Genomic DNA, 14377 nt, shown 5'->3' on the forward strand with positions numbered 1-14377 from the left:
ACACCCCACCCATACGAGAAAAATGCCCGTCACCAAGCCTTCTGCACCACCCTTTACGAGCTCGTGCGTGGTTGGCGCCGGCACGTCGAGACCTTGATTTTCGATCATGGTCTGCGTGGTGGGGAACAGGACGCGTGCAGCGGTCATTCGCAGTCGGCAGATCACTGGACTGAGTTCAGAGGTGATCGCCGAACTTGTAGCTGAGATCGGCCCGTTGTGGCACGAGCGGCACCAGGCGGTACTTGCCTCGCGTCCCCGCCGGCGAGCTGTCGGCGCCGGTGCCAAACACAAGCTCGTCTTCGTCGACCGGCTCTTGGCCACGTTGATTCACCTCCGCCATGGAGCCACCCACGACGTACTCGCCTGCTGGTTCGGCGTGGACCGCTCCACCATCACGCGTGCGATCAGTGAAATACGGCTGCTGCTGGCCCAGCGGGGCCGCACCATCGCTCCCGGCCTTCGGCGCCGCATGATCACCCAGGTGATTGACCAACTCGGCGAGAACGAGAAGACCGGGATCATCGACGGCACCGAGATCCGCGTCCGCCGCCCGGCCGCCGGACGCAAGGACCGGGACAAGTTCATCTCGGGGAAGAACAAGCAGAACGCCGTCAAGGCCATGGTCTTCACGGACGCGGACGGCCGCCTTCTATATTGCAGCCCGGCTGAACCCGCGAGCTCTGCGGACATCACGCATGCCCGCACGTTAGGACTAGTCAGAGCTGTGTCCGACGGCCCTGCGGTGGAGTTCCTCGCGGATGCCGGCTATCAGGGCCTTGGTGCCCAGACCGGCGGACGCGTGGTGACCCCGCCACACCGCAAGTTCAAAAAGAACGCCCCCGACCGGTACGAGGGGAACACCGGGCCAGTTCACACTCCTCGACGTGCCGGCGCCAACCATGCACGAGCTCGCTAGGCGAGCTCGGAGCGTCGGTGATGGTTGGAGAAGTGGACCAGGGGCGGCGCTTGGGAAGTTGATCCCCTCCAGGGGGTCTGGCTCGTTGAGCCAGACCGGGTGGAGGGGTGATCAGCGTGGAGGATTGGGCGGAGATCCGCCGGCTTCACCGGGCCGCGTAGATGCCGGTGCGGGTGATCGCGAGGAAGTGGAACACCGTCCGCAGGGTGATCGCGGACGACGCGCCGCCGAAGCACCAACGGGCGCCGAAGGGCTCGATCGTGGATGTGGTGGAGCCACGGAGTCGTGAACTGCTTGAGCAGTGGCCAAAAGGTGCCCGCGACGGTGATCGCTGACCGGATCGGCTGGGACCGCGGACTGACCGTGCTCAAGGACCGGATCCGGGACCTACGGCCGGCCTGTCGGCCTGCGGATCCGGCTTCGCGGACGCTCTATAAGAGCACCTGACAGAAAGCCTGGTTGTAGCCATATCCCCTTCTTGGCCGAGTCGGCAGTGCTGCGGGAGGCGCTCGGGCCCGAGCTGTACGAGGCCGTACCGGCCGTCCGCCGCGCGGAGGCGGAGCTGTGCGCGATGTTCACCGACGCGGACGTCATCGAGGCCGTCCGCTGGCGGTATTGACTGGACTACTCCTCGGGCTCCCAGGCGATCAGCTGCTCGAACACCTGCTGGTCGCCCTCGATCTTCAGGTCGCTCAGCGTGAGGCGGCCCCAGACGAAGAGGAGCAGCTGCTCGGCCGTGCCCGTGGCCGAAGCGGAGGCGGGTGCGGCGTCGTCCGTGAGGGGTGCGGGCCAGGCGCCGGTGCCGTCCAACGCGAGGAGCCAGGAGCGGCCCTCGGTGGCGTGGTAGTGGATGGTGGCGGCCTGGTGCGGCCAGGCTGCCGGGGTGGAGTTGCAGGTGTCGAGAAACTCGGCCACGCCGTCGATCGCGACGTCCGCCGGCATCGGCTGCACGGCGCCTGCGGCGAGCTGGGCGTCGTAGGTGTGCACCAGCACCTCGTGCACCCGGCGCCGGGCAACGCCCCAGGCATTCGCCGGCGACACGCCGGCGCCCCACCACGCCCAGCACTCGCGCTCCGGGCCAGCCTCGCGCAGCGCACTCAGCAGCAGTTCGTTCGACTCGGCGTACCAGGCCAGCAGCGCCTCGAGTTCGCGCGGCACCTCCGCGGCATCCTTGGCCGGGGGAGCCTCGGCCGGGCCCGCGGCGACGATCGCGGCCCACCAGCGCTGGCCCGTACCCAGGTGCTGCACCAGATCGAACAACGTCCACTCGGGGCAGGACGGCACCGGCGCGTCAAGGCTGGGCGCGGCGGCAACCGCACTCCGGAACGCGGCCGACCGCTCGTCGATCAGTTGCAGCAGGGCGGAAAACTCAAGACTCTCTGTCACATCGCTTACCTATCACCCCAGCTCAGCCGACCGCACCCTATTTTCCAGGCCGTCAGCTGCGGGAGTCCAGAGCACCTATATAGAAAGCCTGGTCGTAGCCATATCCCCTTCCTGGCTGGCTCGTTCAACGAGTCGTGGGGAAGGGTAACGGTCCTCCGTGGATGGTGCCGGATGACCTGTGGAGGCGGATCGAGGCGTTACTGCCGGTCAGGCAGCGGCGTCCGCGCCATCCCGGCCGGCTGCCACTGGACGACCGTGGTTGCCTGCAGGGCATCCTGTTCGTGCTGCACACCGGGATCCAGTGGGAGTGGCTGCCGCAGGAGCTCGGCTTCGGGTCCGGGATGACGTGCTGGCGCCGACTGCGGGACTGGCAGGAGGCCGCGGTGTGGGATCGGCTGCACCAGGTGCTGCTGACCGAGTTGCACCGTGCCGGGAAGCTGGACTGGTCCCGGGCGGTGATCGACGGCTCCCACCACCAGGCCCGTCGGGGCGGCCCAGAACCGGGCCGAGCCCGGTCGACCGTGCCCGGCCCGGCTCGAAGCACCACGTCATCACCGACGCAGGCGGCACCCCGCTCGCCATCACCCTGACCAGTGGCAACCGCCACGACATCACCCAGCTGCTGCCCCTGCTCGACGCGACCCCGCGGATCCGCGGAGTGACCGGTCGCCCCCGTCACCGGCCGCGGCAGTTGTTCGCCGACCGGCGCTACGACTTCGACAAGTACCGTCGGCTCCTGTGGAAGCGCGGCATCAAGCCGGTCATCGCCCGACGCGGAGTTCCGCACGGCTCCGGCCTGGGCTCGGTCCGCTGGGTAGTCGAGCGGACGAACGCGTGGATCCACGGCCTCCGACGGCTGCGGATCCGCTGGGAGATCCGCGACGACATCCACGAGGCGTTCCTGAAGCAGTCTCCGGTGGATCAGAAGGTCGCCCAAGACGCTTCCGGCGCCCGAATAAAGATCACGCCCCAGCAAGGCGCCCACAATGCCGCGATCAACGACCCCGTTGAGGTCACCGTCAGCAACGGCAAACTCACGAAGGTGACCATGACCGCCGTTGCGACCGGTGCCGAGATTCCGGGCACCCTGTCCGCGGACGGCACGTCCTGGAAGTCGGACGGCCGGCTGGAGCGGGCCACCAAGTATCAGGTCGCCGCAGAGGCCGAGGATGCCCAGGGCCGCTCCGCCACCGAAACGCGACGATCACCACGGCCTCCCCGGCCGATGACTTCGTCGGGCATCTCTCCCCCGAGGACGGCTCGACCGTCGGCGTGGGCATGCCGGTGACGGTTGACTTCGACACCGCGATCGGCAACAAGGCCGCCGTGGAGTCGAGGATCCAGGTCAGCTCCAGTAGCGGCCAGCGGGTCGTCGTGATGTAGCACAAGGCGACGAGGGTGTCCATGCGCAGGGTGCTGCGGCGGCTGTGTGACCAGCAGGCCAGCGCTTTTCGGTGGCATGGCCGCGCCCAGGCCGACTTCCTGCGCTTCATCAACGAGCGCCTCGCTCCAGTCGCCCAGGTCATCCACACCACCCACTCACCGTTCATGGTCGAAGCAGCCCGACTCGACCGCGTCAGGATCGTCGTAGACCGCGGACCCGATATCGGCGCTGTCGTCACCGGCGAAGTCCTCTCCGTCACTGACGACTCGCTGTTCCCGTTCCAAGCCGCTCTCGGCTACGACACCGCGCAGAACCTCTTCGTGGGACCCGACAACCTCCTGGTCGAAAGAAAGCGATGACACCTACCGCACACTGATCAGCGACTTCCCCGAAGAAGCGGGCCGCACTCACCTCGATGACCGCCGGCGCACTCTGCCCGTCGGCATCCAAGACACTGCTTCGGCGGGCGAGCGCCGCATGCAGCGAGCCGGCCCAGTCCTTGTTGGCCGCCGGGCGACGGGCGGGGATGCGCTGACCTGCGCACACTGGATGTATGCGCGGGTTTACCGCCAGCGGGACGGCTGAGCGTGAGGACTTGCTCGCGGCTGCCGTCGTGGAGGCCGTACAGGGCACGAGCGCGTATGCAGGGAGCATCTTTCTGCGCTCTCGCGACCGCCGGTCGATCATCCTCGCCGCGACCTGCGGCGTGCCGCCCTCGCTGCTGGGTGGCTGGCGGCTCATCGCAGCGAGCAGCCCGATTCCGGTTGCGGTGGCGTACATGTCCGGGCGCACGGTGCACCTGGCGAACGCCGAGGAGGCGATGCGGCGCTATCCGCAGCTCGCGGTGGCTCTGCCGTATGCCTTCGGCTCCTGTTCGGTGCCTGTGGGCACAAAGGGTGAGCTTTTCGGATCCTTGGCGATCGTGTGGCCGGCTTCACCCGGCAGCGAGGGGCTGCCCAAGGCCCAGCGTCGCCACCTGCGTAATGTCGCCGGTCGGCTCGGTGATTCTCTGGCCGAACTCCGTGCCCGTACCGGTGAGCAGGTCGAATACGAGCCGGGGATGGCTGCTGTCGAGACCCCCGCTCACTCGGCAGCAGCCGTGCAGGTCGGCTTGTTCGACTGGAACCTCAGCTCCGGCATCCTCAACGTGGACGACGCGTTCTGTGCGATTTTCGGTCTCGATCGCGGCGCTTTCGACGGCCGTCCCGAAACACTTGCGGCATGTCTGCACCCCGGTGATCGTGCTGCCTTTCGAGCCTGCGTGCGCGAGGGGAGCGAAGGCCGGATCGCCGGGCGGCGCCTGCGCGTACGGGATGTCGGCGACGGCGGCGCACGACACCGCACGGTCGAGTTGTGGGGCCGGACGCCGGCAGCCGACGACGCGCGTGCGGTTACGCATCTGGTCGGCGCGGTCGTGGATGCCCGGGTGGGCGGTGCAGCCGTCGCAGCGGTCGAACGGCTGCCGGACGGGCTGTTCTCCCTGGCCCCCGACGGTCGTGTCACCTATGCCAACCGCCGTGCCCTGCGCTTGTTGGACCTTTCCGCTGACGACATACTCGGCCACTGCCTGTGGGATGTGCTGCCCTGGCTCTCCGATCCCGGCGTCGAGTACCGGCACCGCTCCGCGATGATCTCGCAGGCGCCGTCCTCGTTCCTGGTGAGCCGGCCCCCCGACCAGTGGCTCGCCTTCTCCTTCCACCCGCAGCCCGACGGCGTGACCGGCCGGGTGATCGCCACCAGCCGTCCCTCATCGGCTGAAACAGTTCCCGCGCATCCACCGGTGGTGGCGCCGGCCGCCGCACCAGCGCGCCTGGGGGCGATGTACCACGTCCTGCAGCTCAGCAGCGCGCTGACCGAGGCAGTCACCACCCGCCAAGTCTGCGAAGTCGTCTCTGACCAGCTCCTGCCGGCCTTCGGAGGCCAGCAGATGGCGATATATGTGGTCCGTAACAAAGCAATGCACCTTCTCCACCACACCGGCCACCACGAGACTTTCCTCGACTGGCTCCAGGGCGTTCCCCTGCACGCCCACATGCCTGGAACGGAAACCCTCACCTCCGGTGCCCCCCTCTTCATCGAGTCCCAGAAGGACCTCGCCCGGGGCTACCCGGGGATCCCCACGGGACCGGTGAGCTCCTGGGCGTATCTGCCCCTGATCGCCTCCGGCCACCCGGTCGGCACCTGCGTCCTCGGCTTCGACACGCCTCATCACTTCACGGAAAAGGACCGCAGCGTCCTGACCGCACTCGCCGGACTCATCGCTCAGGCTCTGGAACGAGCACGGCTGTACGACTCGGAGTTCGCCGTCGCGCACGGGTTGCAGCACGCGTTCCTGCCGCACCACCTACCCAAGACCCCAGGCATCCGGACCGTGGCACGGTACCTGCCCGCCACCAGCGGAATGGACATCGGCGGCGACTGGTACGACGTGATCACCACCGACAGCGGGGTCTGCCTCGTCATCGGCGATGTAGAGGGACACAGCATCGCCGCAGCAGCCACCATGGCCCAGCTGCGCAGTGCAGTACGCGCTTTCGTGGCCGCAGGCCACGCACCCGGCGACGTGATGTCGGGGGTCAATCGCACCCTGATCGACCTCGACAGCGACCTGCTGGCCACCTGCTGCTACATCCACCTCGCACCCCACGGCGATCACGCCCACGCAGTCACTGCCGGCCACCCCACCCCCCTCCTCCGCCTCCCCGACGGCACGACAAGCGCCCTCGAGCTCGACGTAGGAACAGTCCTCGGAGTGGACTCCGCGAGCGTCTACACCCCGACCCGTATCGATCTCCCGCCGGGCTCCGTCCTCGCCCTCTACACCGATGGCCTGGTGGAGACACCGGGAAGCGACATCGGGCTGGGCATCGACCGCCTGCGGGTATCTCTGGCCCACGCTCGTGCGGATTCACTCGACGAACTCGCCGACCGGCTTCTGCGCCACGCCCGCGACTCCTCCTACCGGGCCGACGACATCGCCCTGCTGCTCACCGAACACGGTTCCAGCTCGACGACGACATGACAGACGGTCGCAGAGTGTCGCCTCGGAGCCCAGTACTGAGCGCACCGAGATCACCGCGAGCGCGTCTTCGAGCGGCACCTGCGGGACTGACGAACGGGGAAGCGGCGGCCGCCCTTGCTCCGGCGCGGTGGATGACCGCGTCGGAGAAAGATGATCAATGAGGTTTTCTCGGCCTCGACGGCGCCTTGCGGACGACGACGTCGCCTTCGCGGGCATCCTCGACCGGGGAGGCGGCGGCCGTGCCGGCGTCGAAGGTGCCGTCGGCCATGCGGCAGCTCGCCGAGAAGTGGGAGGACTGGAAGTCCGAGCAGCGGCTGACCGGGCCCCAGGCCGTGCCCGACTACGCGAACCCCGCGCGGATGAACCACCTCACGTGGTATCAGACGCACAACTGGGCCAAGCCGTACCCCGGCGAGAGTAGATCTGTCCCCGAACGACGTGCCGATCGCCTCCACGCGGTCGCCGGAGTCCGACGGCTGAACCAGCCTGATCACCCCAGAGTGCCTGGTCGGCAACACCACTGGACAGGGCCGCTCTGCCCCTGTGGCGCATCTGGAGCGGGACGCTCACTGACAAGAGTGAGGCGTTGATGCTCCCCGTACCCGCCGGGGCGATACCCGGACGTGCCCTGGCCGCGTCTTTCGTCCTGGCCCGAACTGGTGCTGCTGTGCGATGTGTCCGGCTCGGCGTCTGCCCGCCCCGGCACCCGCTCGGCCCTCGGCCGAGCGGGTGCCGTCCGGCGTGCCGGACGGTGGCTTGACGCGAGCGGCCGCGGACGCCTCATAACCTCGGCGACATGCTGGGGCTTCCTGCGCACGTCCTTGCCTGTCTGTTCGACCTCGACGGTGTCCTCACCAAGACTGCCAAGGTGCACGCGGCCGCCTGGAAGGAGATGTTCGACGGCTATCTCCGCGAGCGCGCCATACGTGAGGGGAGCGAGTTCGTGCCCTTCGACGCGGTGGACGACTACGACGAGTATGTGGACGGTCGGCCCCGTGAGGACGGCGTGCGCACGTTTCTCGCCGCACGCGGGGTGCACCTGCCCGAGGGAACGGCGGACGACCCGCCGGAGGCGGAGACGGTGAACGGCCTGGGCAACCGCAAGAACGCCCTGGTGCTGCGGCGGATCCGCGAGGACGGGGTGGAACCTTACGAGGGCTCGGTCCGCTTCGTCCACGCCGCGCGGGAGGCCGGCCTGCGCTGCGCGGTGGTGTCGTCCAGCGCGAACTGCCGCGACGTCCTGGCAGCGGCCGGCATCGAGGACCTGTTCGAGGAACGGATCGACGGAGTGGTGGCTCGCGAGCGCCGTCTGCGCGGCAAGCCCGCCCCCGACACCTACCTGGAGGCGGCCCGCGGGCTCGGAACGGATCCGGACGAGGCCGCGGTGTTCGAAGACGCCCTGGCCGGGGTCGAGGCCGGGCGAGCGGGACGGTTCGGCGTCGTCGTGGGCGTCGACAGGGTGGGCCAGGCGGATCAGCTGCGGGCGCACGGGGCGGACCTCGTGGTCCGTGACCTGGCCGAACTCCTGGAGTCACGGTGATCACCCATCCCAGCTACACGGTCGAGCCGTGGTGCCTGCGCGAGACCGAGCTGAACCTGGACGTGCTCGCCCAGAGCGAATCGGTGTTCGCGCTGTCCAACGGACACATCGGGTGGCGCGGCAACCTCGACGAGGGAGAGCCCCACGGGCTGCCCGGCGCCTACCTCAACGGCGTCTACGAGCGGCATCCGCTGCCCTATGCGGAAGCCGGCTACGGATATCCCGAGTCCGGCCAGACGATGATCAACGTTACCGACGGCAAGATCATCCGGCTGCTGGTCGACGACCACCCGTGCGATCTGCGCTACGGTCAGCTGCAGGCGCACGAACGCGTTCTGGACTTCCAGTCCGGCGTTCTCAGCCGCACGGCGCGATGGACGTCGCCCGGCGGCCGCACCGTCCTGATCACCTCACAGCGGCTCGTTTCCTTCCCCCAACGCGCGGTGGCCGCGATCGTGTACAAGGTCGAGCCGATCGACGGACCGACCACGGTGGCCGTGCAGTCCGAGCTGGTCGCCAACGAACAACTGCCCCGCCTGGGGGGCGACCCGCGCGTGGCTGCGGCGATCGAGTCCCCCCTGGTCGCCGAGGAGTCCTTCGCGCAGGACACCCGCCTGCGGCTCGTGCACCGCACCACCCACAGCGCACTGCGGGTGGCAGCAGCGGCCGACCATCTCGTCGAGGGGCCCGAGAGCACTCGCTGGACGGCGCAGAGCGAACCCGACGTCAGCCGTCTGACGGTCACCGCGGACCTGGTGCCCGGGCAGCCGCTGCGGCTGGTCAAGTTCGTGGCGTACGGCTGGTCGGGGCAGCGTTCGCTGCCAGCTGTGCACGACCAGGTGGACGGGGCGGTGGCCGCCGCGGTCAGCACGGGCTGGGACGGGCTGGTCGCCGCGCAACGAGCGTACCTGGACCGCTTCTGGACCTGCGCGGACGTCGAGGTCGAGGGCGACGCGCAGATCCAGCAGGCGGTCCGGTTCGCTCTCTTCCACGTGCTCCAGGCCGCGGCTCGCGGTGAGAACCAGGCCATCCCCGCGAAAGGCCTGACCGGAACCGGGTACGACGGGCACTCCTTCTGGGACACCGAGTCCTACGTGCTGCCGGTCCTGACGTTCACCTCACCGGAGGCCGTCGCGTCGGCACTGAGATGGCGGCACCGGATGCTGCCGTCGGCCCGGGAACGCGCGAGCCAGCTGGGCCTGTCGGGAGCAGTGTTCCCCTGGCGGACGATCGACGGTGCCGAGAGTTCCGCCTACTGGCCGGCCGGGACGGCCGCCTTCCACATCAACGCCGACATCGCCATGGCCGTCTTCCGGTACGTCATGGTGACCGGGGACGAGGACTTCGAGCGCCGTGAGGGGTTCGACCTCCTTGTGGACACCGCTCGGTTGTGGCGCTCCCTCGGACACCACGACGCGGAAGGCGTCTTCCACATCGACGGGGTCACCGGACCCGACGAGTACAGCGCCATCGCCCGCGACAACCTGTACACCAACCTGCTGGCCCGCCAGAACCTGCTGGCCGCGGCGGAGGTGGCCACGCGTCATCAGGACCGGGCCGCCGAACTCGGCGTCGACGAAGAGGAGACCGCCGCGTGGCGGGACGCCGCGGCTCGCATGGCGATCCCGTTCAACGAGTCTCTCGGCGTGCACGAACAGTCGTCCGGGTTCACGAGTCTCCAGCGCTGGGACTTCGAGGCGACCCCGCCCGAGAACTATCCACTGCTGCTGCACTACCCCTACTTCGACCTGTATCGCAAGCAGGTGGTGAAGCAGGCCGATCTGGTGCTGGCGATGATGGAGTGCCCGCACTTCTTCTCCGATGATCAGAAGGCGCGCAATTTCGCCTACTACGAGGCGCTCACCGTCCGCGACTCCTCCTTGTCGGCGTGCTGTCAGGCGGTGCTCGCCGCCGAGACCGGGCACCTGCGGCTGGCCTACGCCTACCTCGGCGAGGCGGCGCTGATGGACCTGGACGATCTGGAGCACAACACCCGTGACGGGCTGCACATCGCCTCCCTCGCCGGGACGTGGATCGCCCTGGTCGCGGGTTTCGGCGGCATGCGCCGGTACATCGGCGAGGACGGAAAGCCGGCCCTGCTGGCGTTCACACCGCGCTTGCCGGAAGCGCTGTCCACAGTGGCGTTCACGGTACTGGTGCGCGGACGCCGGCTGAAGGTGGACATCGGCCCGTCGCATACGCGCTACCGGCTGATGGAAGGCGAACCGCTGGTCGTGCTGCATCACGGGGAACCGGTGACCCTGACCATCGACGCTCCGGTGGACCGGCCGACGCCTTCCGCACCCGCGCGCCCCGAGCCGCAGCAGCCGCCGGGCCGCCGTCCGGCGGGCCTGCCCGCCGGGGAGGAGTACCAAGCCGAGACACAGGACGAACGAGCTCGTGCACGGTAGGCAGTAAGACGTCGAGGACGGCGGCGGGGCTCAGTGTTCACATCTGCCGTGCCGACGTCAGGTCCGCGGTCTGCTGGTGGGACAGCAGTCCGGCGACGGCTTGGACGGTGTGACTCATGTGCTTGCGGCGTCCGAGATGGCGGGCAAGTGCCCGCCAGCAGGAAGCGCGGGTCCAGCGGTGTCCGGCCACCCAAGTTCGACCCAGAGGACTACCAGGCCCGGCACGCGGTCGAGTGCGGCACCAATCACCTCAAGAGACATCGAGCCGTGGCCGCCAGGTACGACAAACTCGCGGTCCGCTACGAGGCTACCGTCCTCGTTGCCGCCATCAGCGAGTGGTGGTGACGTACTGGTCCGACGACAACTCGAAGACCCGAACGCGCCGACCGCCGATGGGATTGACGGTCTCACGCACCGGACGCATCCCCAGTTTGGTCATGATCCGTTCGGAGGCGTCGTTGCCCACTTGAGTGATGCTGACGATCCGCTCCAGCCCTCGCTCCTCGAACCCGAACCGTACGGCGGCCGCAGCGGCCTCGGTGGCCAAGCCCTGCCCCCAGTGGGAACGTCCCAGCCGCCAGCCGACTTCAACTGCCGGCAGTACCTCCGGCAAGAAGTCGGGCACCGAAAGGCCGGTGAACCCGGCCAGCTCGCCAGTGGACCGGATCTCCACGGCGAACAGGCCGAAGCCCTGTGACTCCCACTCGCTCTCCCACGCCTGGATCCCGCCGCGAGTCTGATGTTCGTCACGCACGCTGCCGTCACGGATCCACCGCATGACCTCGGGGTCGGCATTGATGGCAGCCATGGGCGCAACGTCTTCCTCGCGCCAGCGACGCAGGAGCAAACGGGGAGTCTCAAGCGTGACCATCCAATCATTCTGGATCACAAAATGGGCTCTCCGCCATCCTCACCAGGCACTCTCGGTACACGCCCTATCGTGCACGAGCTCGTTAGACGACCATCCCCGCACCTGCCAGGAGCACCGATATGGCGCCGAGGGCGCGGCCTCCAGGGGGCCCATCCCGCACGCGCGGGGACCAGGGATCGAACGACCAGGCGATGAGTCCTTGGTCGGGACCATCCCCGCAAGCGCGGGGAGCGCACTCACTGACCTGCATTCTCACCGCGCCGCCAGCTCTCTTTTCCTCACTTTCACCGAATACGGCATACCAATCAACGCGCCACTTTCGGGACAGCCTGCCGCCACCTGTCACCGTGCTGAGAGCGCGTCAGCAGCTCCGCGCTTGAGCGGCAGCGCTCGCCGATCCGAACGTCGCCCCGAAAACGCTTGCGGCCGACCGCGAGCACTGCCCACACCGCTCCGAACGTCGCGAGCATCGCGCCCTTCTCAATCGTCATCGCTCGGCACCTCCTGCCACGAGCAGGAGACCCTGGTCCAGAATTCAGGGCATGGACGTCCCCCAAGCTGCTGGAAGCCGCTTCCCTGCTGGTTCCTGAGGAGATCGCCACCGAGAGCGACATCACGGTGAACGACGTCTGGGAGTACCTCACCCAAGACGAGTGGGAAGTGGCCTTCGGCCTGCTGAAGGAGCGCGGTGACCTCCAACCGCTTCCGCTCAGCTTCTGGGACACATTGGCCACCGCCGCCGAACAGATGCGGCTGGGGAAGAGTGCGGCCTGGTGCCATTGGCGCCGCTACGAGACGCGCCACGGCAACTTACGCGCGTGGGATGTCTGTCGACCGGGGCAGCGGTGGATGCTGGCTCGCCGCAGCATCAGCAAGCCCGAAGAGATCGTTCTAGTACCTCGCCTGCACCCCGCTGGAAGCCACTGTTGCCGATCTGGTCCGTGTTGCCGGCTGCCGCTGGAAGATCGAGGAGTGCTTCCAGAGCGCGAAGAACGAGTGCGGCCTGGACCAGTACGAAGTCCGCCGCTACGTGGGCTGGTATCGGCATATCACTCTCGCGATGCTCGCTCACGCCTTCCTCGCGGTGATGGCCGTGCAGGAACGCGAAAAAGGGGTGACCAGGCCGACACGCCCGACCTCGTGGACCTCACACCAGCCGAAATCCGTCGTCTGCTGGCAGCTCAACCCCGCCACCGTCCTGCAGGCCGCGACCACGTGCTGAAGTGGTCACGATGGCGCCGCCGTCACCAGGCACGTGCCCGACGCTGTCATTACATGCGGCGCGGGCACCCGTTGGTGGGACGGCCTGTTCAAGACCGTCCCACGCATGCTCAACCCCCGCTACACTCCCCACCGCCAAGCCGTTGACCAGGAGAAATACAGAAGTCCGGCTGGAGTATTAGCCGGAACCCGAGATCATGCTTGTTCCGCGGGGACCATGGATCTGATGCGCAGATACAGAAGGCGAAGTGCTGAGATTCGGCCCGATTACGGCTCTTGCGCGGGATGATGAGCGGGTGACATCGGCGACGTCTCAAGAGCTGCGCATCTGTACCGAGTCCGTGTCCGGCGAGACCGACCATGGGCTCGACGAGCTGAGATCCCTCTTCGACTGGTTGCGGCACGAGGACGCGCTGCGCGGACGCGTGCGCGTCGAACACGCCCCGATCACGCCGGGCGAGATGGGCGGAGGGCTGGACGCCCTGGTGGTGGCCCTGGGTCCCGGCGGCGTGGGCGCGGCCGCGGTCGGCGCGCTGATCGGCGCTCTGGCCACATGGTTCCAGCATCGCCGTGCGGACCTGCGGATCACCGTCACCAACGAGAACGGACGCACCGTCGAGGTGGACGGCAAGCGCGTCGACGTCCCCGCACTGGTCGAGGTCGTCGAGCGGTTGCTGGCGGACGGGCAGGCAGGCAGGGACGGGGAGGGGACGCCGGAGTGACCCGGTTCCCGGATCCGGCTGGTTCGCGAGCCGTCCTGATCGGCGTGAGCCGGTACGAGCATCCCAAACTGCCCGGGCTCCCGGCGGTGCGGGCGAACCTCGCCGATCTCAGGGCAGTCCTCACGGATCCGGCCAACGGGACTTTGCGGGACGAGCACTGTGTCGTGGTCGACGAGCCCCAGGTCCCGACCGATTTCGGCGTCCCCGTCACCGAGGCCGCCGGCGAGGCCACGGACGTACTGCTCGTCTACTACGCGGGTCACGGAGTCGTCGACGGGCAGGGCAGGCTCCATCTGGCCGTGGTCCACACCGACCCGGCACGGACGAGCGTGACCGCACTCCCTTACGACGTCCTGCGGGAGGCGATGGTCGACAGTCGCGCGGCGGTCAGGGTGCTCGTACTGGACTGCTGCTTCTCGGGCCGGGCGACCGGACCGATGGGGGACGAGCAAGGGCTGATCAGTGGGCAGATCGACATCGCCGGCACGTACGTCCTCGCCTCGTCATCGGCGACCAAGCCCTCGCGGGCTTTGCCGGGCGCGACCCACACCGCCTTCACCGAGGCGCTGCTCGCAGCGCTGCGCCGCCCGGATCCGCCCACCCTCGACGCGTTGTTCGACCAGGTGCACCACCACCTCCTCGCCCGGTCATTACCACTGCCCCAGCGGCGGGTGATGAACACGGCGGGAGGCCTGACCCTGGTGAAGGGCCCGCCTACCGCAGCGCACCCCGGCGACACGCCCCACGCCGAGGGTGCGCTGCCGACCCGGTTGAACCGGCGCGGGTTCCTGGTCGCGGGCTCCGCCGCCGGTCTGGCCCTCGGTGCCGCGGCCCTGGAATGGCTGGTCAAAGACGGGTCGGACCACGACACATCGGGCTCCAGCGGACCGTCGTCGAGCGGCTC

General features: G+C 68.4%; 12 protein-coding genes and 4 pseudogenes. 12 read left to right on the forward strand and 4 right to left on the reverse strand.

The window, feature by feature from the left end; all coding sequences use genetic code 11:
- Positions 1-181 precede the first annotated feature (181 nt).
- Positions 182-916 (forward strand): transposase, encoded by a 735-nt coding sequence (locus tag ACZ7DL_RS36215; protein ID WP_470780915.1) that lies wholly within the window; start codon positions 182-184, stop codon positions 914-916.
- Between the two features lie 478 nt (positions 917-1394).
- Entirely contained in the window at positions 1395-1535 is a 141-nt protein-coding gene (locus tag ACZ7DL_RS36220; protein WP_470780918.1) for a hypothetical protein, read from the forward strand.
- A gap of 5 nt (positions 1536-1540) precedes the next feature.
- Here ACZ7DL_RS36220 and ACZ7DL_RS36225 read toward each other — a convergent pair whose 3' ends face one another.
- Positions 1541-2302, reverse strand: a complete 762-nt coding sequence (locus ACZ7DL_RS36225) for a maleylpyruvate isomerase family mycothiol-dependent enzyme (RefSeq protein ID WP_470780920.1) — start codon at positions 2300-2302, stop codon at positions 1541-1543.
- 161 nt (positions 2303-2463) lie between these two features.
- Here ACZ7DL_RS36225 and ACZ7DL_RS36230 point away from each other — a divergent pair.
- From ACZ7DL_RS36230 to ACZ7DL_RS36240, 3 genes and pseudogenes are all read left to right on the forward strand, one after another.
- Positions 2464-3209, forward strand: a pseudogene (locus tag ACZ7DL_RS36230) (IS5 family transposase); the annotation flags it as partial.
- Positions 3210-3344: 135 nt separating this feature from the next.
- Positions 3345-3685, forward strand: a pseudogene (locus tag ACZ7DL_RS36235) (Ig-like domain-containing protein); the annotation flags it as partial.
- A gap of 21 nt (positions 3686-3706) precedes the next feature.
- Entirely contained in the window at positions 3707-4045 is a 339-nt protein-coding gene (locus ACZ7DL_RS36240) for a hypothetical protein (protein WP_470780922.1), read from the forward strand.
- Between the two features lie 575 nt (positions 4046-4620).
- Here the strand turns inward: ACZ7DL_RS36240 and ACZ7DL_RS36245 are convergent.
- On the reverse strand, positions 4621-5250 hold the full coding sequence (locus tag ACZ7DL_RS36245) for a hypothetical protein (protein ID WP_470780948.1): 630 nt from the start codon (positions 5248-5250) through the stop codon (positions 4621-4623).
- Here ACZ7DL_RS36245 and ACZ7DL_RS36250 point away from each other — a divergent pair.
- The 4 genes and pseudogenes from ACZ7DL_RS36250 to ACZ7DL_RS36265 form a co-directional block, all read left to right on the forward strand.
- Positions 5167-6708, forward strand: coding sequence for a SpoIIE family protein phosphatase (locus ACZ7DL_RS36250; protein WP_470780946.1), 1542 nt, complete (start codon positions 5167-5169; stop codon positions 6706-6708). The genes ACZ7DL_RS36245 and ACZ7DL_RS36250 overlap by 84 nt on opposite strands.
- 796 nt (positions 6709-7504) lie before the next feature.
- A complete protein-coding gene (locus tag ACZ7DL_RS36255) occupies positions 7505-8248 on the forward strand; it encodes a beta-phosphoglucomutase family hydrolase (RefSeq protein ID WP_470780923.1) in 744 nt (247 codons plus the stop codon).
- Positions 8245-10659, forward strand: coding sequence for a glycoside hydrolase family 65 protein (locus tag ACZ7DL_RS36260; protein ID WP_470780924.1), 2415 nt, complete (start codon positions 8245-8247; stop codon positions 10657-10659). The genes ACZ7DL_RS36255 and ACZ7DL_RS36260 overlap by 4 nt, the downstream gene beginning before the upstream one ends.
- Before the next feature lie 162 nt (positions 10660-10821).
- Positions 10822-11004: pseudogene (locus tag ACZ7DL_RS36265) on the forward strand (IS5 family transposase); the annotation flags it as partial.
- Here the strand turns inward: ACZ7DL_RS36265 and ACZ7DL_RS36270 are convergent.
- Positions 10988-11530, reverse strand: a complete 543-nt coding sequence (locus tag ACZ7DL_RS36270) for a GNAT family N-acetyltransferase (protein WP_470780926.1) — start codon at positions 11528-11530, stop codon at positions 10988-10990. The pseudogene ACZ7DL_RS36265 and the gene ACZ7DL_RS36270 sit on opposite strands and share 17 nt — an antisense overlap.
- Positions 11531-11835: 305 nt before the next feature.
- Complete coding sequence (locus tag ACZ7DL_RS36275) at positions 11836-12021, reverse strand: hypothetical protein (RefSeq protein WP_470780928.1); 186 nt, start codon at positions 12019-12021, stop codon at positions 11836-11838.
- 349 nt (positions 12022-12370) lie between these two features.
- Between ACZ7DL_RS36275 and ACZ7DL_RS36280 the strand changes: the two are divergent.
- The 3 genes and pseudogenes from ACZ7DL_RS36280 to ACZ7DL_RS36290 all read left to right on the forward strand — a co-directional run.
- Positions 12371-12752, forward strand: a pseudogene (locus tag ACZ7DL_RS36280) (IS701 family transposase); the annotation flags it as partial.
- Between the two features lie 295 nt (positions 12753-13047).
- Positions 13048-13473: an effector-associated constant component EACC1 gene (locus ACZ7DL_RS36285; RefSeq protein ID WP_470780930.1), complete on the forward strand. Its 426-nt coding sequence runs from the start codon at positions 13048-13050 to the stop codon at positions 13471-13473.
- Positions 13470-14377 (forward strand): caspase family protein (locus ACZ7DL_RS36290; RefSeq protein ID WP_470780932.1); only part of this gene is annotated, 908 nt, incomplete at its 3' end. The genes ACZ7DL_RS36285 and ACZ7DL_RS36290, both read left to right, overlap by 4 nt.

Source organism: Streptomyces sp. NPDC036984, assembly GCF_055607665.1.